A 20834-nucleotide genomic window follows, 5' to 3' on the forward strand; every position below is an offset into this window, starting at 1 on the left:
GGGAATGAGGGATCGGGGGGAGAATAACTAATGACAAATGACAAATGACAAATTAGACATTTACCGGCTGTTTATTATCGGCTGAATAATTGTTGCGATCGCTAATTACAAATTCCGTGACGGTTTCTTTTCCTGTAATCAATCTTGCTCCACGATTACGGGTGAAATAGCTCCATGCCCATTGAATCATTACTACTAATTTGTTGTTAAATTCAATTAAGAAGTAGATGTGAATAAATAGCCAAAACAGCCATGCAACGAAACCTGTCAGCTTGGTAAAGCCCAAATCAACCACAGCAGAATTGTGCCCAATCATCGCTAAACTACCATGATCCGTATAAGCAAAGGGCGGTAAACTGTTACCTGCAAGCCGCTTTTGGACTAATGCTGCTACATATTCACCTTCTTGCTTCGCTACAGGTGCAACACCAGGTAGGGGTTTACCATTTTGATGAGAAAAATTTGCTAAATCGCCAACTACAAAAATATTGGGATGTCCCTTAATACTCAAGTCAGGTTCAACGATAATCCGTCCAGCGCGATCGCACTCAGCACCTGTGCGTTCTGCTAGCACTTTCCCCATTGCCGAAGCTTTCACTCCTGCTGCCCATAATACCGTTTTTGAGGCAATTTCTTTAACTTCATCGCCTTGTTTGAGGGTAACAACATCATTTTCAATATTCGTTACCAGTGTTTTTGTCTGAACAATCACCCCCAAACGTGTCAGGGATGCTTCCGCTTCTTGTGATAACTCTGGTGCAAAGGGTGGCAAAATCCGATCCAGCCCTTCTAATAGCAAAATCTTGGCTTCTGATGTGTCGATGTTGCGGAAATCGTCTTTGAGGGTTTGATTTGCTAATTCTGCGATCGCACCCGCTAACTCTACACCTGTTGGGCCACCACCCACAATTACAAAGGTTAACCAAGCGCGGCGTTTTTCTGGATCGGTTTCATTTTCTGCGGCTTCAAAGGCTGAAAAAATCCGGCTACGCATTTCTATGGCATCTTCTACCGTTTTCAAGCCTGGGGCGAATTCTTCCCAGTTATCTTTGCCAAAGTAGGAATGCTTCGCACCTGTAGCAACAATTAACGTGTCATAAGCTATTGCTTCGTCGCCCACAGTGACTTGTTTTGCTTCTGGATCGATATTATTCACCTCTCCCAACAGCACTTTCGTATTCTTGCTCTTGCTGAGGACAGAACGCAACGGTGAGGAAATATCCGCAGGAGACAGCGCACCTGTGGCGACTTGGTATAGGAGGGGTTGAAATAGATGAAAGTTACGTTTATCGATGAGAGTAACGTTTACTGCTGCTTTAGCGAGTGTTTTGGCCGCATAAAGTCCACCAAAACCACCGCCAACAATAACTACTTGATGGGGTGGATTATTGTCAAGTGAATTTACCATAAGAAATATTATCCGGTATTCCGACTATTGTTACTATTCTTAACAAATTTGTATCAAACTTGTCATCATATATTTTGTATTGCTTCTTACATTTGAAGAATGATTAAAGTAATCAAAACTACAGGATGAATAGAACTTTGTAAGATGGAGCCTCAGACAATAAGATTTGGCACTACTTGAATTGCTCTTTATTTATGTAAATTTACTAATGATAGACGTAGTATTTATACGATTTTATTCAGAACTAGTTGATTCTGGTGTTTGTGTCAAACGTGGTGAATGATTTTGCCGCCAAAGCTTAAAGCCATAGACAAGTGCAGCAAAAATTAACAAATAGGGACTGTAAACAATTAACCAAATACCGAGTTTGAGTAAGCCAACGGAAAATGCACTCAAAGAGTGGGTAGAATTGTTCCAAGTTTCCTGAACTTGCAAACCAAAGGCGGGTTGCGGACTGGTGCTAGAAACTGCTGCTTCTAGATTCAGCGTAATGGTGGAATAAGCAACTTGATTTTGTAAGCTTTTGAGTTGAGCATCAATTTGTTCTATTGTTTGTCGGACATTACTCAGTTCTTGGGAAACACTAAGCACATCTGTAATAGAACCCGATCGATCCATAATTTTTTGCAAATTGGCTTCAGTTTTCCGCAAATTGGTTAATCTAGCTTGGAAATCTACTAGGCGATCGCCCACATCTTCGGCAGTGATATTACGACTATCGACAGTGCCTAATTTAGCTAGTTCCTCTAAAGTAGGTTCCAGTCGATTCTCTGGTATCCGTAATTGGATTGTTGCTGTGTAACGCGGGTTATCGGTTTTGGGTTGTTGTTGTTTCAACCCGATTAAATCCCCTTGCTGTTTGTTGATAATTTGCGAAACAGCATCAACAGTCTTATCTACAGAACTGACAGTCAAAGACATTGCTGCCTTTTTAATTAGTTGAGCGCGAGAACGGTTTATTGGTGCAGCTTCCGCCTTTTGGGAAATACTGCTTGCTTGATTTGCTGCGCCACCGGTTGCACTTGGAGGTAAAGCCTTATTTGCTAACCTCTCGGAAGAGGCGCAACTGGTGAAAATGAACCCTCCTAATAATGCGCTCACAAATAAAGCAGATGTGCGTGGCAATTTAGTCGAAGTATACATAATTTATCCTCAGATGGATGAACTTAACCCCAGTATTACTGAAGTAAAACTCAAAGCTAGTATTGTTGCGATTTATGTAACAGGGTTAGTTATTTGTCATTTTTGATTTGTCATTTGTCCCCAATCCCAGTTCAAAGGGACAAATTCAATGTTTGACAGTTAATCTGTGGGGACTCAATTTAGGGTACAATCGTAAGCCTGCCAATAAATGACGATGCTTGCTGACAGGAGATGCTTCTATGGCCCGGATGTATTATGACGAAGATGCCAATTTAGACCTTTTGGCTGGAAAAACTATTGCTATCATCGGCTATGGTTCTCAAGGTCATGCCCACGCTCTCAATCTCAAAGATAGTGGTTTGAATGTGATTGTGGGACTATATCCGGGTAGTAAGTCAGTAGCAAAAGCTGAAGCTGCTGGGTTGACTGTGAAAAATGTCGCAGATGCTGCTAATGCTGCTGACTTTATCATGATTTTGTTACCTGATGAAGTTCAAAAAACGATTTACAAAAACGAGATTGAACCAAATTTAGAAGAAGGAAATGTGTTAGCTTTTGCCCACGGCTTCAATATTCACTTTGGGCAAGTTGTACCACCGGCTAATGTAGATGTGGTGATGGTAGCACCCAAAGGGCCGGGGCATTTGGTACGGCGGACTTATGAAAGTGGGGAAGGTGTACCAGCGCTATTTGCAGTTTATCAAGATGCGAGTGGTCAGGCACGCGATCGCGCCATGTCTTACGCTAAAGGTATCGGTGGTACTCGCGCCGGTGTTCTCGAAACAACTTTCCGCGAAGAAACCGAAACAGATTTATTTGGCGAACAAGCGGTATTGTGCGGTGGTTTGAGTGCTTTAATCAAAGCCGGATTTGAAACTTTGGTAGAAGCTGGTTATCAACCAGAATTGGCTTATTTTGAATGTCTGCATGAAGTCAAGCTGATTGTTGACTTAGTTGTGGAAGGCGGTTTAGCTAAAATGCGCGACAGCATTTCTAACACAGCTGAATATGGTGATTATACCCGTGGTCCTCGGATTGTTACCGAACAAACCAAAGCTGAAATGCAGAAGATTCTCAGCGAAATTCAATCTGGACAATTTGCACGAGAATTTGTTCTAGAAAACCAAGCTGGTAAACCAGGATTTACCGCCATGCGTCGCAAAGAAGCTGAACACAAAATTGAGGAAGTTGGTAAAGATTTACGCGCCATGTTTAGCTGGTTGAAAAAAGCTTAAGCAAATATACCAGGCGATTAGAAATCGCGGCTACACAAACGAAGTCCGCCTACGCGGACTCTAAGAATTTGAAACCCACGAAGGTGGGTTTTGTCTGTATAGCCGCGAATTCCATTCGCCAGGGCAAAACGTGTTTTTAGAAAAGTGAAATGCTCCCCTCCAAACCTCTCTTTGAAAGGTCGAGAGGCTTTGAATTCCCCCTTCCCGCGTGGGCTATCCATTACCCGCATCTTTATTTCACTTGAGCTTTATCTTCACTGGGACAAAAACGCCACAGCCCATGTTAGCTAATATTTACTTAAGTATTTATAAATATATTATACTTATAATTATTGCCATAAAAATGGCTTCTGCAAGCCATAGAACTTCTTCAGAAGCCATCATACTTAGATAAATAAGTATAAAATTATACTATTCTACAGTGACACTTTTAGCCAAATTCCGGGGCTGATCGACATCCAAACCGCGACGGGCGGCAATATGATAAGCCAATAGTTGCAAAGGAACTACTGTCAGAATCGGAGAAAGTAATTCGTCTACATGAGAGATGGGAAGAAGATCGTTAAAGATTTCCGCAGCTTCGCCATCGTTGACGGGAGTCACGCCAATTAACCGAGAATCTCTAGCTTTGGCTTCTTGAGCATTAGAAATAACTTTTTCGTACACAGTACCAGGGATTGCGATCGCCACTACTGGTACTTTCGCATCTAAAAGCGCGATCGGGCCATGCTTCATCTCTCCAGCCGGATAACCTTCGGCGTGAATATAGCTAATTTCTTTTAATTTCAATGCTCCTTCCAAAGCAATGGGAAAATTAATTCCTCTTCCTATAAAAATGAAATCTTTGGTTTCGGCGAATTCGTGGGCTAACTGTTCGGTTAAACTTTCTTGATTTGCCAAAGTCGCCTCAATTTCTTTGGGAATCTGCCGCAACCCATTAATAATTTTATCTAATGTGTCTTTTGAAACAGTCTGACGACGAGCCGCTAAATCCAATGCCAAAGCATAAAATGCCATCAGTTGAGCAGTAAAAGTTTTTGTCGCCGCCACTCCAATTTCAATTCCCGCTAGAGTACTGATGACATGCGGCACTAGATGACCGAGGCTGCTTTCAGGTCGATTGGTAATACCCAATAGTCGCGCTTGATATTTGGGTTCTTTCCCTTGGCGACGTTCTTTTTCCATTGTTAAAGCTGCTAGGGTATCGGCAGTTTCGCCTGATTGGGTAACACCGATAATCAATGTGTTAGCCGTGATGGGTGATGGTGCATAGCGATACTCAGAAGCGTAATGTACTTGAGTTGAAATTTCTGCTAATTGTTCGATTAAATATTTGCCGATTAATGCTGCGTGCCAACTCGTACCGCAGGCGACAATCTGAATTTGTTCTAAATCAGTGTAAAAATCCGCAGGTAAACCAAGATTGATTGGCGATTCGGTAGATTCGACTGGATTAAAGTAAGCGTCTAAACTAGCTCTTACTACCCCTGGTTGCTCGTGGATTTCTTTGAGCATGAAGTGTTTGAATCCCTGCTTTTCTACCATTGCGGGATTGAAGTTGAGCAGGCGGGGTTGTTTTTTCAACCTGTCGCCAGCAAAATTGTAAATCTCAACGCCCAAAGGTGTAAGGCGGGCAATTTCGCCATTTTCCAGAGGTAGCACCGCACGGGTGTAAGCAACGATCGCAGGCGTGTCAGATGCACAAAAGAATTCCCCTTGCCCAAAACCAATTACCAAAGGCGCTTGTTGGCGGACAACAATCAATTCATCCGGGTAGTCAGCAGAAATAACTGCGATCGCAAATGCCCCATGTAAGTGGTTAACAGCTTGGCGAATTGCTTTTAAGAAGGGCGATGAGGTAGATGAGGGGGGAATATGCTTTAAAAATTCGGCTATGAGATGGGGAATTACTTCAGTATCAGTTTCAGAAACAAACTGGTGTCCTTTTCCTTTAAGTTCTTCGCGTAAGTCGCGGTAATTTTCGATAATGCCATTTTGCACAACCGCCACTCGCTTTGCCGTATCCAAATGGGGATGGGCGTTGTATTCTTCTGGTTTACCATGAGTTGCCCAGCGAGTGTGACCAATACCAATCTGGGCGGGAGTTTCTATTTGTTCCAGTTTAGAACGCAAGTTATGCAGTTTACCCTTTGCCCGCACACAATTAACCTCACCTTCCCAAACAGTGGCGATTCCAGCAGAATCGTAGCCCCTGTACTCTAGTTTTTCCAGCCCAGCCAGTAAAATGTCTGTGGCCGCTTGAGTGCCTATATATCCAACGATTCCGCACATTGTTCGCACCGCTTTTTTTCAGGATGATTAAATCCAGTATAGTGTTCAGCACAAACTTGACTTTTTGCAAATAAAAAAAGGGAGTAATATTACTCCCCAACCACTAGGTATTGTTATGGATTTTTACAGTGGATTACCCGTCAGGTTAAAAGCTGACGGCACAAATACGGCTTTTAGGATTTGGATACCCAGAGATTTTTATCCCCAATCTAAAATTAAGATTTCGCAAAGTGGGTAGTATCCACTCTACGACGCTAAAGGTGCTTGCTATTGCCACACTTCCAAGTCTTAAGTGCCGAGTTCCGAGTTCTGAGTGAAGAATCAAGAAATTAGTTTTTTTGATTTACTTCTTTTTGTCTCAGCACTCAGCACTCGGCACCAACTTCTTAGTAAGCCAGACCCATACTGCGAGTTGTTTCAGCGCCCAGGTAAACCCGGATGCTCAAAAAGTCAGTGGGACAAGCGGTTTCGCAGCGCTTACAGCCAACACAGTCTTCTGTACGGGGTGAAGAGGCAATTTGAGCAGCTTTACAGCCGTCCCAAGGAACCATCTCAAGTACATCAGTAGGGCAAGCGCGGACGCATTGGGTGCAGCCAATGCAGGTATCGTAGATTTTGACAGAATGAGACATTGAAAAAACCGCTCCTTTCGAGTGTTCTTCTCTGCGAAAGAATCATAATCAACGCATAGTTTACCGCAGTGGTTGATAGGCCGTAATCAAAAGGCTACATAACTTCAAACAATGTAATGAGCACCCTTGGTAAGTTGTTTTTCCGAGATTGCCCCTATTGCCCTATTTATTAGCAACATCAGAGAGCGGATTTTACCTACCCTATACCATAATGGGGTTTAATCGTAAAGACAAATGAAACAAAAATAAATCTCCAAGACTAAATGCAGAAAATATTTATGGTATTTATTGATTGGCAACTATAGCAATCCTAAATTTTAGTTGTAAGAAAATACTATATTTATGGAGTTTGTTAAAATCAAAAGTTTGACAATAAATCAATTAATGCTTTGACATTGATACCTCTGCTGCAAGTCAAGAAGCGGCAGTCCCCTCATCAGGCATTCCCAGTCAGAGACTGGGAACGAGAGAAACGAGAGAATCTATAAAAGCTGTATATTTAACTTTTTAAATCTGTCAAACTCATCATTTTTACTTTTACATATCAGAGAATTTCAGAAATTGCAAACTCATCATTTACCACAGCAGTTTCTGTTGAAATATTTGGCTCATCAACCATCACTTGCAGTTGTTCTTCAGGATTTTTGGCATCAGCCAATTGTTCTTTTGTATACTCATCTTCTCGGATTTGTCTAGCAATACTTTCTAGCAGCCAAAGTTGTTCTTCCACAGACAAGGCACGGACGGAGCGTTCAATTTCTAGTAAATTCAGTGATATCATTTTGCTTCTGATTCCAAGCGGGACGTATTTTTCAAAGATATTATTATAAGTCAGTCTATCTGGTTAACCTAGAGCATCGCAAATTCCCCATTATTTTCCCCAAGCATATCTTTTCACAAATCAAATGAGATTGCTATAAATAACTAGAAGCCAACTTTATGACTTTTTAATTAAGTATTACTGCTGAAGCAAAATGTACGCTAAACTGACTACATGAATTACGAAACAGCTCGGAAACTCCTCATAGATCAGACAATTACAACCGAGGAAAACCCAGATGCGCTGTTAACGCGTATGAAACAGGGTAAACCGCCGGTACCCGGTCAGATCACCTCAATTTTGTTGGCATTGAAAGTGGTGTTTGAAGCCCTTAAAGATGCCAAGACCCTAGACCGAGAACTGGCTTTGGCCCTTTATCAGTTAAGCATTAAGGCACAACAGCTATTTGCCGCAGGGCGTAAAGCTGGCATAGATTGGCCGCCACTACTAAAGGAAGATTTGCTCCGAATTTCCTTAGCATCTGAAAGTATCTTTTCAGGTATATGGCAAACCCTAGCTCCTATAAGCTTAGGAAAACTATAGAACACCATTTCAGTAATTTATTGAATGAGAAGGGATAAGGGGCAAAGGAATATGAGAGAGCGAGGGAGAATAATTAATACCTAATGCCCAATATCCATTAACGAACTTGCAGTTCATTTTCTAACTTGTCTAAGTCAGTTTTGAGAAAAACCGTCATTTGACCGGTAAAAGCTTTGCCAGTCTTGGGTTGGGCAATTTCCACCCAATATACATAGCGATCGCCTACTCGTAATTCTCCCTTTAAAGCTTCCCGGATGGGAGTTTTGGCAAGACGCGCCGAGTTAACTACCTTCTGGTTGGGATACTCGTACACTATTTGGGCGCGATCGTAGTCTTGATAAATCTCCAAGCCATAAATTACCCGCAAGGATTCCTGGAGACGCGCAAATGACATGCCGTTAATGGCATCATACATGGAAATACGCTCACTGCGAATTGTGCCACGGTCTTTGGAAAATTCCACCCTACCAGGGGGCAATACCGACGCTTGAAAAGTGAATCTTTGAGCAGCAGTATCAGTCTTTTGCACAAATAATTTCTCCCCACTCCTCGGCTGGAGTGTCGGATGTGCTTTAATCCAAGTGCCTACTTCCTCTGTACTTTGCCCTGGTAAAGCATTGGCTTGGAAATTTCCCAGTATTCCCATAGACAGCCAGGGAACTAGAGAGACAGGCAAAATTAAAAAATTAAGCAGAGATTTATTGAGCATTTTGGTGTTCAGGATTTTCATGGAAATTCCCCCATTAGGGAGTAACCATAGTCTTCCCGTTTTTCAGCAAGATTATTTCAAGCATCAACCCAACTTAAGACATCAGGGATCTTACTTATCAACGCTCTATCATAGAAAAACGCAAGACTTGAAACGGGAAAAGGAATTGATGGTAAAACTTTTATGAATCAGCTTTTAACACAGTTTAAGCAAGTAAAAAAACTTTAGATTTGTCGGAGTTCCGCATTTAACCGGCGTTGCAGATATGTGTCCTGAAAAGTTAGAAAAACTAATGCAGCAGCATGGTGAAGCTGCTAAATCCTACGCGAAAGAGGCTATCCAAATTGGCGATACATACATAATTCCAAACTTTGGTTTTGATCCAATAATGCAGAATTGTCTAGATTTACTACTAGGTCGCAGAAAAACCTGGAACCACGGAGTAGTTGATATTCGAGTTTTTACAAAACCTGAAGACTTTACACTATTTGATGGCGACGAAGAGACTACAGAAATCGAAATTATTGATTTATTGACACTTTGCCGAAATCTTTATCCAGATGACTATGATTATTCCTACTTACCTGAATGGTGGACTGAGGAAGATATGCAAGATGCCGCTGAAGTGCTTGAGCCGCTTGATTTTGCAATTTGGATGCAAGATACATTCCGTCCAGATGAGTCAGAAGAAGAATCACTTACTATATGGCTAAAATCTGTGCAACCTTGCTTAGGAGAGGAGATTATCTTCTATAAAATGGAAGATGATGATGATTCTAATTGTGGTTTTGCGCCATACCTTTTTATAGGAGATCGTTGTCTTATAGTTGTTGCAAGATGTTGGCAGCTATAGACATCGCTAGTTCAAGCGTCAAAGACGAGGATCGTCTACAGGTGGATGCCAGCCTCCTTGTACCAAGGCGGATATTAAAGCGGACATGATGTAAAACCGTGTCTTATTTTGGGTAATAAGACACGGTTTCATAAAAGTATTTAGTTATAATATTACAAAAATCAAAGTAAGGTTTGATTTATACCAAATTAATCCATCTACTGAGATTTGTTTTCTGGTTGATTAACTTTCTCTGTTGTCGGAAAGATTTGGCGATCGTAGCTTGTCTTTTCTTGAGTTAGGGCGATCGCACTAAAGAAAATGGCACTTCCCACAGCCAAGGCTACCATTGGGCGCTTTAGCAAGACAAAATCTCTGAGAATCCTGGCTAAAGGTCGGCTTTGACGACGTAGCGACGAAGCAATCATCAATTGTCTCCAAGTAAATGGATCGCGGACATAATGACCGCTTTGACAAACTACTAGCCGTTCCTGACAATAGGGGCAACAAAATAAGCCCATGCGCGTTTTAACTGGTTTGGGTGTAGCATTTCTTTGGCAAATTGGGCAAGTAACATAATGATTATCAAAGGTGTGTATATTCATTTACCTCGTCCGCCTAGTCCATTTACTCGCTCTATAACAATAGCTATATTGAATTCCGATCGATACTTAGCAGATTTTCAAGTATGGTCTGACATCAGCCATAAATCATACATACATTGTATTACTACCAAGGATGGCTCAATGGTCGCAACACGAGTATAGCTAGATTTAAGCAAGGATGACTCCTAGTTAATGTTTGCGGGTGCGTTCACCCAGCCCACAAAAACTTTGTTGTCTCTAGAAAGAATAGTGTTCCCCACTAGCCACAGCGATATCCAACTAAGGCATCGCTGACCCTCAAATAACAATTGTCTCGCATTTAACCATTCTCCCCACAAAAATTTTGCACAATGACATTTTTGGCTAAAACTTTGTAAATCAAGCAAATAAAGTCTACTTGTCTGGTTGCTAAATAATGGCTCACAATGATAAGTAACAGATAAAAATTTAAATTTTTTCTTACATTTACCCCGTCTCTCAATGACTCTCTTGCCTCCCACTCAACTGAGGAAGGTAACGGAACAACCTGCCTTTCCTACACCTTCCACTCGTTTAGCTCAACTCATTAATCGTTTTCAACCATCGCCAGAAACCGTTGTCCTGTTTTTAGCCATGCTTATTGGCGGTGGTGCTGGTATGGGTGTAGTCACCTTTCATTATTTAATCCAGTTGATTCACCAGCTAATGCTGGAAAATTTAATGGGTCAAATCGGTATCTGGGGTGCTTGGACTTTAGCCTGCGTTCCCACCCTTGGCGGGTTAATCGTTGGCTTGATGCGATGGCGCACTCAAGATTTTGGCCCTGGACTTTCATCTCTCATCGCCGCCTCTCAGGGAACAGAGATTAAGCGACCACTACGACCAGTTACAAAAATGCTGGCCGCATCTGTTTCCTTGGGGAGCGGTGCTTCTTTAGGCCCAGAGGGGCCAAGTGTAGAAATTGGTGCAAATTTTGGGATGTTGTTCTCTGTGATTCTCAATGTATCTCAAGAGCGACAACGTTTGCTGTTGGGTGCTGGCGCGGCAGCTGGACTGGCGGCGGGATTTAATGCTCCCATTGCTGGAGTATTTTTTGCCCTAGAGGTGGTGATGGGGGCGACATCTTTTGCTACTTCTGCGGTAAGTGTAGTACTGCTAGCGGCGGTGGTAGCAGCATTAATTGCCCAAATTGGTTTGGGCGCACAACCTGCTTTTGATTTACCTGCTTACCAAGTCCGCAGTCCTTTGGAATTACCCCTTTATCTTGGCTTGGGTTTAGGAGCGAGTCTTGTTTCTCTGGCTTATACTCAATCTATTCGGGTAGCAAAAGCCTGCTTTGCTGGGAAGGTTCCAGGTTTTGCCTTTTTGGGACGAATTCCTGAGCCGATTCATCCAATTATTGGCGGTGTGATAATTGGCGCAGTTGCTTTGCATTTCCCGCAAATTCTGGGTGTGGGTTATGAAACTGTAGAAGCGATGCTTCAGGATGTGGAGTTTCCCCTTTCCCTCTTGGTGGTGCTGTTGGTGGTGAAGCTACTGATGACTGCAATTAGTGCGGGTAGTGGTTTCATCGGCGGTTTGTTTGCACCAGCCATGTTTTTAGGTGCTTCTTTTGGTTCAGCTTACGCCAAAATTTTGGCTGTGATATTCCCCGCTATTTGCGATCAAATGGCAGCTCCCCCAGCTTATGCAATGGTAGGAATGGCAGCAGTGTTAGCTGCTAGTGTCAGAGCGCCGTTAACGGCTATTTTAATGCTGTTTGAATTAACCCGCGACTATCGCATTGTTTTACCGTTGATGGCAGCTGTGGGTTTGAGTGTTTGGCTAGTGGAAAGGATTAAACCAACTTTTAACTCTAACTCTAATCTACAACAGATTGGTCTTTCGGAATTGAAAGATGAAAAAGCGGAAATTGTGCAGCAAATTTTGGTAGAAGATGCCATGCATCCTTCTCCAAAAAAGTTACCTGCAACCCTTGGTGTGTTAGATGCAGCTGTGGAAATGATCCGCGATCGCACCCGGAGTGCTTTAGTAATTGATGCAGCCGAGCAATTAGTTGGTATACTTTCTCTGGAAGATATTAATTATGCCCTTGCTTTTTGGCAAACGTCCCCAAATTCGCTAACTGAAATTCCAGATAATTTATCCAGTCAGACTCTAATAGACATTTGTACGACTGAAATCCTCTATGCATGGCAGGATGAACTATTATCTGAAGCTTTAGACCGCATGAGTCTTCGAGGTTTGCATCAATTACCAGTAGTAGCACGAGACAAACCCGATCGCGTTTTGGGTTTACTAGAAAAAGAGCAAATTGCCTTGACCTGCAATTTAGCAGTTACACGCAAGGCACTTAGTCACTATTTACCAGTCTTACCCACCACAGATATAGTTATTAGTCATTAGTCATTGGTCATTGGTCATTGGTCATTAGTTTTCACAAAGGACAAATGACAATTGACTAATGACCATTTATTTAAGCTGTGGCTTCTATGGTTTCATCACCTTCCCGATCTTCTGGGTCTACCTGTCTCAAACGAATGTGCTTTTTGCCTAAAGTGATGATAAACTCATCTCCAGGTTTCAGGTTCATCTGTTTTGTATAAGCTGAACCTATAAGTAAGTTATTATTCGATTGCACACTAATTCTATAGCTAGCACTACGTCCACCGCGCCCATTAGCGCTGGGTGTACTGTCCAACTGAATGCCTTCAGCATCAATTAAGGCATTTAAGAACTTCATCATATTGACGCGCTCTATACCATTTTTGGTAATGGTATAGTAGCCGCACTTCTTGGCTTTGTCTTCTTTGCTCTCGCTCTCTAGCTCTTTGACTTTTTTGAGCAGTTCTTCACCGACTAGGGGTTCAATTTTTTTCAGTTTAGGCATCAACTTAGGTCGAAAATGAATGTTTGAAGTGTTGGAATCGATTTTATTTTAGCTGAGGTTGAGCTAATAGGAACATACTCCTTTAGTTTTTATCTCAACCTAGCCAAGTATATTACACTCAGATGCACAATTGTTATGCCATTAACAATATTGTCAAGACAATCTATTTTAGAGAATGCTGGCAATGCTGATAACTATATATATAGTTTGTAAATCACTGCTAGACTATAGAAGTTTTAAGTTTTCTAAACTAACGCTCAAAAGGTTATTTATTTGCTGAGGATGATAACTGAGTTACAGAATGATAAGTAAAACTGATCCTTAGTTATTGGTCGTTGGTTATTGGTTATTTACAAAGGACAAATGATAAAGGATAAACAACAAAGCTTGCCAAAATGAAACTAACTACCAGAGGACACTATAGTGTAAAGGCGTTGCTAGATTTGAGTTTACAGCCAAAATATGGGCCTGTATCTGTGAGAGCGATCGCTAAACGTCAAGATATCCCAGCTCCTTATCTCGAAAAATTACTAATAGAAATGCGTCGTGCATCAATAGTTAAATCAACTCGTGGTAGCATTGGCGGATACCAATTGGCAAGAGAACCTGCACAAATATCTATAGGACAAATTTTAGAAGCAGTTGGCGAGACTAGCCATTTACCTCATCACACCCCAGCACCTACACAAGCTGAAGATTGGGTAACATTTAGCCTTTGGCAGAGACTCAACCAAAAGCTCAAAGAAGCTTTGTACAGTATTACTCTGGCAGACCTTTATTATGATGCTCGCAGTTGGCAAGCTTCTCTTGGAGAAGAAGCTAGTTTTGTGGTTTAGTCAAGAGTCAACAGTCTAACTAAATATTGACCCTTCACTATTAACCCTTGACTCGTGACTTATGACCAATAGTATCTATATCTTAATAATTGCTGCATTTTTAGATTACTTAATTGGCGATCCTTGGGATTGGCCTCATCCAGTGCAAGTTATGGGGTGGGTAATTTCTCGCCTGACCAAATTTTCTTTCCAATTGTGTAAAAGTTCTTTTGCACAACGCCTAGCTGGAATTGTACTAAGTATTATCCTAATAATTGGTAGCGGTCTTATTGGTTTTTTGATTATTCAAAGTGCCAGATGGATTCATCCGTTGTTGGGAATTGCAATAGATAGCATTCTTTTGGCTAGTTGTTTTGCTGGCAGAAGTTTACGAGCAGCAGCAGTGGCTGTTTTACAACCTTTAACAGCAGGAGATTTAGAAAAGGCTCGGAAGATTTTAAGTAATTACGTTGGTCGAGATACCCAAAATCTCTCACAAGCAGAAATTTTACGAGCCGTTTTAGAAACGGTTGCAGAAAATGCCACCGATGGAGTGATGGCTCCGCTTTTTTATGCAATTTTTGGTGTCTTTGTGCCAATTGTGGGGCCAACTCCCTTGGCTTTAGCATACAAAGCCAGCAGTACCCTTGATTCAATGGTGGGCTACCGAGAAGCACCCTATACTTATTTGGGATGGTTCTGTGCGCGGTTGGAAGATTGTTTAACTTGGCTACCTTGTCGGTTAACTGTCGTGACTCTGGCGTTGTTATCGGGTAAACCAAAAGATGTTTGGCGAATTTGTCGTCGGGATGCAATTAACGATCCTAGTCCCAATTCTGGCTGGAGTGAGTGCGTCTATGCAGCTTTTTTGGGTGTGCAGATGGGGGGTACAAATTGGTACCGTGGGGTAGCTAAGTACAAACCACTGCTAGGAGATGCTATCTATCCCATTACTGCAACTTCTATTCAAAATGCTTTACAGTTGACTCGATATTGTTTTTTACTATGGTTAGGCATAGCGATCGCAATATTCTTAATACTCCCAAACAGGTAATGATAAATATAAAGTTAGGAGTTAAGAATAAAAATTCCTAACTCTTAACTCATCACTCCTCACTTATCATTCGCTATGTCTGCCAAAGTAGTTGAAATTCTCTCATCTGAAGAAATCCGGCGCACCTTGACTCGTCTTGCTTCTCAAATTGTGGAAAGAACGCGTGATTTGTCTCAACTAGTGCTTCTCGGTATTTATACTAGGGGTGCATTACTCGCCGAATTGTTGGCGCGTCAGATTGAGACGTTGGAAGGTGTAGTCGTGTCAGTCGGCGCTTTGGACATTACATTTTATCGAGATGACCTGGACAAAATTGGATTGCGGACTCCAACGAAAAGCGAAATTCCTTTTGACCTTACGGGGAAAACCGTTGTACTCGTGGATGATGTGATTTTCAAAGGACGAACAATTCGCGCTGCTTTGAACGCAGTTAACGATTACGGTAGACCAGAAGTGATTCGTTTAGCTGTATTAGTAGATAGAGGGCATCGAGAATTACCAATCCACCCAGATTTTATTGGTAAAAAGTTGCCTACTGCTAAAGAAGAAGTTGTCAAAGTTTACTTACAAAATTGCGATGGACGAGATGCAGTGGAGTTGATTGGAGATTAAAAGTTAGGAGTAACTTTGTGAAGGTGACTTTTGATGGGAGAATTATCGCAGGAGAACAGGGTAAATGCTGGATCGCATGTCTGGACTGCCAAGATTTTAGTCAAGGCAAAAAAGTCACCTTGATATCATGTCCGGTTAATTAGTTGCGATCGCTATATCTGTGCAAAAACCAGAAACCCTCTTTTCCCCTGCTGAGATATCTCGTGCGGTCTTAATCATACGGACACGATATGACGGTGCTAATTGTAACTCCTAACTAATTACCGATATCTTCATTCCAAAGTTCCGGGTTAGTTTGAATAAACTCACCCATCATTTGTTCGCATTCGTCAAGATTAAGATCGATTACTTCTACACCGTGAGACACCATAAATTCTTTAGCACCAGGAAAAGTTTTAGATTCTCCAACGATGACTTTTTTAATGCCAAATTGTACCACTGCCCCAGCGCACAGGTAACACGGCATTAAGGTTGAATAAAGTATAGTACCTCTGTAGCTGCCAACTCTTCCAGCATTGCGAAGACAATCGATTTCGGCGTGAGTCACAGGATCGCCATCTTGCACGCGCTTATTGTGCCCTCTGCCGAGAACTTTGCCATCCTTGACAAGAACCGAACCAATCGGAATTCCACCTTCTTGTCTGCCTTGTTTTGCTTCTTGAATTGCAGTTTCCATAAACTCATCCATATTAATTCTCCTTTTATGTCAAAACAACTTGTATTAATGGATCATGATGGCGGTGTAGATGATTATCTAGCAACTATGCTGCTGTTGACAATGGATAATATTGAACTCCTCGGCGTTGTTGTCACACCGGCTGATTGTTATGTCAAACCGGCTGTTAGCGCCACACGTAAAATTATAGATTTGATGGGATTTTCTCATATCCCGGTTGCAGAAAGCACTGTGCGCGGCATCAATCCATTTCCTACTCTTTATCGCCGTGATTCGTTTATCGTTGACCATCTTCCCATTCTCAATCAAAGCGAAACCATCACTACGCCTCTGCTTGAAGAAACAGGTCAAGATTTCACGATCGAGGTGTTGCGCGAGGCATCAGACCCCGTGACATTGATGGTAACTGGGCCGTTGACAACGGTTGCAGCAGCTTTGGATAAAGCACCGGATATTGAAGCCAAGATTCACAAAATTGTTTGGATGGGAGGTGCTTTGAATGTCCCTGGCAATGTGGAAAAAAGTTTAGAACCTGGACAAGATGGTTCCGCCGAATGGAATGTTTATTGGGACGCGGTTTCGGCAGCGCGGGTGTGGAAAACGCAAATTGAAATTATTATGTGTCCTTTGGATTTAACTAATAATGTCCCAGTCACATCAGAGTTAGTGCAAAAAATGGGGCGACAACGCCACTATCCCATCTCTGATTTAGCCGGACAATGTTATGCACTAGTTATCCCTCAAGATTATTATTTTTGGGATGTGTTAGCAACGGCTTATTTGGGACACCCAGAATTCTATCAATTACGCGAATGGGAAACAGAAATTGTCACCACTGGTCTAAGTCAGGGGCGTACTAAAGTAGTTCCTGGTGGTCGGAAAGTTTATGCAATGGATCGGGTTGATAAAGATGCTTTTTATGGTTATATCTTGCAGCAATGGGCACGCTAAAATAATTCGTAATTCGTAATTCGTAATTCGTAATTAAGTAATGCAACTGGGGTTTAAGTCTCCCGCCACAAAACGTTGTTAGTTGCGGGGGACTTAAATCCCCAGAATTTATTAAATTTATTAATTAGTCAATATAGGACTCCTATTTGATTTTTGAACAAAATTAGGTATGTAGGGTGTGTTAGAACGAAGTTCGTAACACACCACTATCAAGGGTTTCGTGCGTTACGCTGTCGCTAACACACCCTACGTATCTTTTCAGAAATCAAACCGGATTCCTATAGTATAATCTGCATTATCTAGGCGATCGCAGTCATATCTGCCTTTAATCTCTTGATTGAAAAAGCTGCCAACTGAGTCAGAGGCATGTAAATCTTCCCAAGTATCCTCGTCTACGCCTAAGTACTGATAAACAGATCCACTTTGAAACTCAACTTGCAAAATTTGTTCGTTGCGATCGTAGCCGACAGCGATCGCCATTGATGAGCTAACTGGTAACATAGCGATTGGTTCTTCTTCAAAGGGTAGTGCAGTCGTTTGGGCAATCGCCTCGTTCAGTTCTTGCAATCCTTCATAAGCTTGTATCGGTGCAGGAATTTCCAGAAACTCTAGTTCGTCGCCTCGATCGAGCAACAACTGCAAATATCCATCAGAGTGAGCGATCGCTACTAAACTGCTCAAGTCTACCTTAGATAGCCTCATTAATTTTGCTCTCCTGTTGGCGTAGTCGGGAGTGTTAAAGTTTTATGCAACACTTAAGTACTTTAATAGTACAACTATACTACTGAAGCACTTTGATGTCAAGTTTTTTTGCCAAGAGAGAATTTTAAGTAGTCGGACACAATTCAATTCATTGGTGGAGATAGTGAACAGGTTAGATGCTATTTAAGCCTTGTTTAGCGCTATATTAGCAACATCACGAAGTTTCGTTGAGGGGTACGATCTATTCAAAACTATCAAAAAATCTACCGTGTCGAAAAGAGTAAGCGTTTCGTTGCCAGACTTAACTCATGAAAAATTACAAAGATGGGCAGATATTGAGGGCACAAGCCTTGCCGATTTAGCAGCTTATTTGCTACGCCGTGACGTAGAACAAGCTGAAAAAGAAGGTAAGCTTAACTACCCTAATGAGAAAAAATAGTGTGTAAAAGCGTTTCCCTTACCTTAATTTCAAAACTCACGGGAGAAATATATGACTCAAGCCCTACAAAGAAAACTAATTACATTCAGTGAATTTGTTGCCAGATACCCAGACAACACAGGTAAACGTTATGAACTACATGATGGAGTAGTGATCGAGATATCGCAACCTACTGGAGATCATGAAGAGATTACAGGATTTTTAGCTACAAAACTTCCAGTCGAATATGACCGGCTTAAACTTCCCTACTTCATTCCAAAAACTGCACTAGTCAAACCACCTGAAAATGAATCGGGTTATTCACCAGATATATTAATTATCAATCGCTCCAATCTGGTAAATGAACCTCTCTGGAAAAAGGAATCCACGGTCACTTTAGGCGCATCAATTCCTTTAGTTATTGAAGTAGTTAGTACTAATTGGCGCACCGACTATTACACTAAACGCGGTATGTATGAAGAAATTGGTATTCAAGAGTATTGGATTGTAGATTACTTAGCTCTGGCTGGTAAATCATTCATTGGTAATACTAAACAACCAACAATATCGATCTACTCACTGGTAGAAAGCGAATACCAAATTAGCCAGTTCCGTGGGAGCGATCGCATTCTCTCACCCACTTTCCCAGAATTTAATTTCACCGCACAACAGATTTTTAATGCCGGGAATATTTAAACGATGTTTTTTTTATTTCCAAAAATGCCTCAAATCCTTATTCAGAAAGTCTTCATAACTTAATAGTGTAACCAAAACTCTTGTAGAGACATAAAATTTTACGTCTCTACATCAACGATTCATGGCTGTATCAAAAACGCATCAGAATTTATCCAGAGACAACAGCAGGGTTCATCTTATCAAAATGGGATCTCTCTGTTTGCAAATAACGATAAAGACGATTCAGGGCGTTGATATGAGCATAAGCTGCGGCTACCACGATATCAGTATCAGATGCTTGTCCAGAGAATATCCGCTCTTGATGCTTCAAGCGAACTGTGACAGTTCCCAGTGCATCAATTCCGCCAGTCACAGATTGGACGGAAAACTCAATTAGTTGATTGGGAATCTGCACCAATTGATTAATTGCCTGATACACCGCATCCACTGGGCCAGTGCCGACACTCGCATCCGTGAGGATTTTGCCATCGGGGGTAACAATTGTAATAGTTGCAGTTGGACAAGTGCAATCACCGCAGATTACCTGGACGTGTTCGATTTGGAACCCACTTTCTACTTGAATCTGCGTTTCATCTCGAACGATCGCTTCTAAGTCCAAATCTGAGATTTCTTTTTTCTTATCGGCGACTTCTTTGAACCGATTGAAAGCTTTATTCAAATCCGCCTCGTTCAATTCAAAACCCAATTCCTTGAGCCTTGTACGGAAAGCATTTCTTCCTGAGTGCTTGCCCAAAACAATCCGATTTTCTGGTAAACCGATCGCAGCAGCTTCCATAATTTCATAAGTCTCGCGGTGTTTGATAATCCCATCTTGGTGAATCCCAGACTCATGGGCGAAAGCGTTTGCTCCCACGATCGCTTTATTGGGCTGAATCAGCATCCCGGTTAATTGGGAAACTAAGGATGAGGTTTTGTAAATCTCCTGAGTCTTAATATTAGTCAAAGGTGTATCGGCATCAACCGGACGACCAAAATAAGGATTGAAAAATGGTTTGCGAACTTGCAACGCCATCACAATCTCTTCCAATGCGGCATTTCCGGCTCGTTCCCCAATGCCATTAATGGTACATTCCACCTGACGCACACCGTATTCAATTGCTGCCAAAGCGTTAGCTGTTGCCAAACCCAAATCATTTTGGGTATGAATGGAAAGAATCACTCCATCGATATTAGGAACATTTTCTCGAATTCCCTGAATGAGAGTGCCGATTTCCTTGGGTGTGCAGTAACCAACGGTATCAGGAATATTAATTGTTGTTGCACCTGCTGCGATCGCACTTGACAAAACTTCATAAAGAAACTCTGGCTCAGTGCGACTGGCATCCATTGGTGAAAATTCTACATCGTCTACAAAGGATTTGGCATAAGCAACCATTTCTGCTGCGATCGCCAATACTTCGCTACGAGACTTTTTCAACTGATATTTTAGGTGAATATCAGAGGTAGAAATCATTGTGTGGATTCTAGGACGAGCCGCACCTTTTAAAGCTTCGGCGGCGGCATGAATATCTTGGCGAATGGCTCTAGCTAAACTGCAAATGATTGGCCCGTCGGGTATTCCAACTTGTTCGGCAATGCTTTTAACAGCTTGAAAATCTCCCGGACTAGCAACGGCAAAACCTGCTTCAATCACATCAACACCAAGGAGAGCTAGTTGATGAGCGATCGCTAATTTCTCTTCTACATTGAGGGTTGCGCCCGGTGATTGTTCGCCATCCCGTAGCGTGGTGTCGAAGATGATAACTCTGTCTGGTTGAGATGCGATGCTCATAATTGTCTCCCGTAGTATTGAAGGGATGTTTAAAAAACTTACTTTGGATAT

General features: G+C 41.9%; 22 protein-coding genes. 11 read left to right on the top strand and 11 right to left on the bottom strand.

The genetic code is table 11. The features are described from left to right. Positions 1-52: 52 nt before the first annotated feature. Both CDG77_RS01235 and CDG77_RS01240 read right to left on the bottom strand, forming a co-directional pair. Entirely contained in the window at positions 53-1408 is a 1356-nt protein-coding gene (locus CDG77_RS01235; RefSeq protein WP_094327494.1) for an NAD(P)/FAD-dependent oxidoreductase, read from the bottom strand. A 234-nt stretch (positions 1409-1642) separates the two neighbouring features. After that, a complete protein-coding gene (locus tag CDG77_RS01240; protein ID WP_094327495.1) occupies positions 1643-2551 on the bottom strand; it encodes a DUF4349 domain-containing protein in 909 nt (302 codons plus the stop codon). Positions 2552-2790: 239 nt separating this feature from the next. On the opposite strand from CDG77_RS01240, the gene ilvC reads away from it, so the two are divergent. Next, entirely contained in the window at positions 2791-3786 is a 996-nt protein-coding gene (ilvC, locus tag CDG77_RS01245; protein ID WP_094327496.1) for a ketol-acid reductoisomerase, read from the top strand. Positions 3787-4197: 411 nt separating this feature from the next. On the opposite strand, the gene glmS is transcribed toward ilvC, so the two are convergent. The 3 genes from glmS to CDG77_RS01260 form a co-directional block, all read right to left on the bottom strand. Continuing rightward, positions 4198-6078: a glutamine--fructose-6-phosphate transaminase (isomerizing) gene (gene glmS / locus CDG77_RS01250; RefSeq protein WP_094327497.1), complete on the bottom strand. Its 1881-nt coding sequence runs from the start codon at positions 6076-6078 to the stop codon at positions 4198-4200. A gap of 386 nt (positions 6079-6464) precedes the next feature. Further along, entirely contained in the window at positions 6465-6710 is a 246-nt protein-coding gene (gene psaC, locus CDG77_RS01255; RefSeq protein WP_015175986.1) for a photosystem I iron-sulfur center protein PsaC, read from the bottom strand. Positions 6711-7254: 544 nt separating this feature from the next. Continuing rightward, positions 7255-7491 carry a hypothetical protein gene (locus CDG77_RS01260; protein ID WP_094327498.1) on the bottom strand — a complete coding sequence of 79 codons (237 nt, stop codon included), beginning with the start codon at positions 7489-7491 and terminating at the stop codon, positions 7255-7257. 213 nt (positions 7492-7704) lie between these two features. Here CDG77_RS01260 and CDG77_RS01265 point away from each other — a divergent pair, with 213 nt between their 5' ends. Beyond that, positions 7705-8073: a hypothetical protein gene (locus tag CDG77_RS01265; RefSeq protein ID WP_012409416.1), complete on the top strand. Its 369-nt coding sequence runs from the start codon at positions 7705-7707 to the stop codon at positions 8071-8073. Positions 8074-8170: 97 nt separating this feature from the next. On the opposite strand, the gene CDG77_RS01270 is transcribed toward CDG77_RS01265, so the two are convergent. Further along, a complete protein-coding gene (locus CDG77_RS01270; protein ID WP_094327585.1) occupies positions 8171-8782 on the bottom strand; it encodes a hypothetical protein in 612 nt (203 codons plus the stop codon). 265 nt (positions 8783-9047) lie between these two features. On the opposite strand from CDG77_RS01270, the gene CDG77_RS01275 reads away from it, so the two are divergent. Next, entirely contained in the window at positions 9048-9635 is a 588-nt protein-coding gene (locus tag CDG77_RS01275) for a hypothetical protein (RefSeq protein ID WP_094327499.1), read from the top strand. A gap of 197 nt (positions 9636-9832) precedes the next feature. Here the strand turns inward: CDG77_RS01275 and CDG77_RS01280 are convergent, their stop codons facing one another. Beyond that, complete coding sequence (locus CDG77_RS01280; RefSeq protein WP_094327500.1) at positions 9833-10219, bottom strand: hypothetical protein; 387 nt, start codon at positions 10217-10219, stop codon at positions 9833-9835. 480 nt (positions 10220-10699) lie between these two features. On the opposite strand from CDG77_RS01280, the gene CDG77_RS01285 reads away from it, so the two are divergent. Beyond that, entirely contained in the window at positions 10700-12604 is a 1905-nt protein-coding gene (locus CDG77_RS01285) for a chloride channel protein (protein WP_094327501.1), read from the top strand. Positions 12605-12674: 70 nt separating this feature from the next. Here the strand turns inward: CDG77_RS01285 and CDG77_RS01290 are convergent, their stop codons facing one another. Then, positions 12675-13088 (bottom strand): AbrB family transcriptional regulator, encoded by a 414-nt coding sequence (locus tag CDG77_RS01290; RefSeq protein ID WP_094327502.1) that lies wholly within the window; start codon positions 13086-13088, stop codon positions 12675-12677. Between the two features lie 395 nt (positions 13089-13483). On the opposite strand from CDG77_RS01290, the gene CDG77_RS01295 reads away from it, so the two are divergent. From CDG77_RS01295 to CDG77_RS38400, 4 genes are all read left to right on the top strand, one after another. Continuing rightward, a complete protein-coding gene (locus CDG77_RS01295) occupies positions 13484-13924 on the top strand; it encodes an Rrf2 family transcriptional regulator (RefSeq protein WP_094327503.1) in 441 nt (146 codons plus the stop codon). 61 nt (positions 13925-13985) lie between these two features. Beyond that, positions 13986-14957, top strand: a complete 972-nt coding sequence (gene cbiB / locus CDG77_RS01300; protein ID WP_094327504.1) for an adenosylcobinamide-phosphate synthase CbiB — start codon at positions 13986-13988, stop codon at positions 14955-14957. A 75-nt stretch (positions 14958-15032) separates the two neighbouring features. After that, a complete protein-coding gene (pyrR, locus tag CDG77_RS01305; RefSeq protein ID WP_094327505.1) occupies positions 15033-15569 on the top strand; it encodes a bifunctional pyr operon transcriptional regulator/uracil phosphoribosyltransferase PyrR in 537 nt (178 codons plus the stop codon). A gap of 17 nt (positions 15570-15586) precedes the next feature. Further along, positions 15587-15712, top strand: coding sequence for a hypothetical protein (locus CDG77_RS38400; protein WP_262985132.1), 126 nt, complete (start codon positions 15587-15589; stop codon positions 15710-15712). A 113-nt stretch (positions 15713-15825) separates the two neighbouring features. Here the strand turns inward: CDG77_RS38400 and CDG77_RS01310 are convergent, their stop codons facing one another. Next, on the bottom strand, positions 15826-16257 hold the full coding sequence (locus tag CDG77_RS01310) for a nucleoside deaminase (RefSeq protein ID WP_094327506.1): 432 nt from the start codon (positions 16255-16257) through the stop codon (positions 15826-15828). A 15-nt stretch (positions 16258-16272) separates the two neighbouring features. On the opposite strand from CDG77_RS01310, the gene CDG77_RS01315 reads away from it, so the two are divergent. After that, the gene (locus tag CDG77_RS01315) at positions 16273-17196 is read left to right on the top strand and encodes a nucleoside hydrolase (protein WP_094327507.1); all 924 of its coding nucleotides are present in this window, start codon (positions 16273-16275) and stop codon (positions 17194-17196) included. Between the two features lie 258 nt (positions 17197-17454). Here the strand turns inward: CDG77_RS01315 and CDG77_RS01320 are convergent, their stop codons facing one another. Continuing rightward, positions 17455-17898 carry a KTSC domain-containing protein gene (locus CDG77_RS01320; protein ID WP_094327508.1) on the bottom strand — a complete coding sequence of 148 codons (444 nt, stop codon included), beginning with the start codon at positions 17896-17898 and terminating at the stop codon, positions 17455-17457. A gap of 268 nt (positions 17899-18166) precedes the next feature. On the opposite strand from CDG77_RS01320, the gene CDG77_RS01325 reads away from it, so the two are divergent. Both CDG77_RS01325 and CDG77_RS01330 read left to right on the top strand, forming a co-directional pair. Beyond that, positions 18167-18337, top strand: a complete 171-nt coding sequence (locus CDG77_RS01325; RefSeq protein WP_094327509.1) for a ribbon-helix-helix domain-containing protein — start codon at positions 18167-18169, stop codon at positions 18335-18337. A 51-nt stretch (positions 18338-18388) separates the two neighbouring features. Next, positions 18389-19012: a Uma2 family endonuclease gene (locus tag CDG77_RS01330; RefSeq protein WP_094327510.1), complete on the top strand. Its 624-nt coding sequence runs from the start codon at positions 18389-18391 to the stop codon at positions 19010-19012. Between the two features lie 148 nt (positions 19013-19160). Here the strand turns inward: CDG77_RS01330 and CDG77_RS01335 are convergent, their stop codons facing one another. Further along, complete coding sequence (locus CDG77_RS01335; RefSeq protein ID WP_094327511.1) at positions 19161-20783, bottom strand: 2-isopropylmalate synthase; 1623 nt, start codon at positions 20781-20783, stop codon at positions 19161-19163. Positions 20784-20834: the final 51 nt, after the last annotated feature.

The sequence above is a fragment of the Nostoc sp. 'Peltigera membranacea cyanobiont' 213 genome (assembly GCF_002245975.1).
In the GTDB taxonomy this organism is placed as follows: Bacteria; Cyanobacteriota; Cyanobacteriia; order Cyanobacteriales; family Nostocaceae; genus Nostoc.

Coding starts and splice junctions, on each gene's coding strand:
- CDG77_RS01320 (WP_094327508.1), bottom strand. CDS start 17,898: ATGAGGCTATCTAAGGTAGACTTGAGCAGTTTAGTAGCGATCGCTCAC.
- CDG77_RS01270 (WP_094327585.1), bottom strand. CDS start 8,782: ATGCTCAATAAATCTCTGCTTAATTTTTTAATTTTGCCTGTCTCTCTA.
- ilvC (WP_094327496.1), top strand. CDS start 2,791: ATGGCCCGGATGTATTATGACGAAGATGCCAATTTAGACCTTTTGGCT.
- CDG77_RS01285 (WP_094327501.1), top strand. CDS start 10,700: ATGACTCTCTTGCCTCCCACTCAACTGAGGAAGGTAACGGAACAACCT.
- CDG77_RS01260 (WP_094327498.1), bottom strand. CDS start 7,491: ATGATATCACTGAATTTACTAGAAATTGAACGCTCCGTCCGTGCCTTG.
- CDG77_RS01290 (WP_094327502.1), bottom strand. CDS start 13,088: ATGCCTAAACTGAAAAAAATTGAACCCCTAGTCGGTGAAGAACTGCTC.
- CDG77_RS01315 (WP_094327507.1), top strand. CDS start 16,273: ATGTCAAAACAACTTGTATTAATGGATCATGATGGCGGTGTAGATGAT.
- CDG77_RS01235 (WP_094327494.1), bottom strand. CDS start 1,408: ATGGTAAATTCACTTGACAATAATCCACCCCATCAAGTAGTTATTGTT.
- CDG77_RS01335 (WP_094327511.1), bottom strand. CDS start 20,783: ATGAGCATCGCATCTCAACCAGACAGAGTTATCATCTTCGACACCACG.
- CDG77_RS01240 (WP_094327495.1), bottom strand. CDS start 2,551: ATGTATACTTCGACTAAATTGCCACGCACATCTGCTTTATTTGTGAGC.
- psaC (WP_015175986.1), bottom strand. CDS start 6,710: ATGTCTCATTCTGTCAAAATCTACGATACCTGCATTGGCTGCACCCAA.
- CDG77_RS01310 (WP_094327506.1), bottom strand. CDS start 16,257: ATGGATGAGTTTATGGAAACTGCAATTCAAGAAGCAAAACAAGGCAGA.
- CDG77_RS01265 (WP_012409416.1), top strand. CDS start 7,705: ATGAATTACGAAACAGCTCGGAAACTCCTCATAGATCAGACAATTACA.
- cbiB (WP_094327504.1), top strand. CDS start 13,986: ATGACCAATAGTATCTATATCTTAATAATTGCTGCATTTTTAGATTAC.
- glmS (WP_094327497.1), bottom strand. CDS start 6,078: ATGTGCGGAATCGTTGGATATATAGGCACTCAAGCGGCCACAGACATT.
- CDG77_RS01275 (WP_094327499.1), top strand. CDS start 9,048: ATGTGTCCTGAAAAGTTAGAAAAACTAATGCAGCAGCATGGTGAAGCT.
- CDG77_RS01280 (WP_094327500.1), bottom strand. CDS start 10,219: ATGAATATACACACCTTTGATAATCATTATGTTACTTGCCCAATTTGC.
- CDG77_RS01295 (WP_094327503.1), top strand. CDS start 13,484: ATGAAACTAACTACCAGAGGACACTATAGTGTAAAGGCGTTGCTAGAT.
- CDG77_RS01330 (WP_094327510.1), top strand. CDS start 18,389: ATGACTCAAGCCCTACAAAGAAAACTAATTACATTCAGTGAATTTGTT.
- pyrR (WP_094327505.1), top strand. CDS start 15,033: ATGTCTGCCAAAGTAGTTGAAATTCTCTCATCTGAAGAAATCCGGCGC.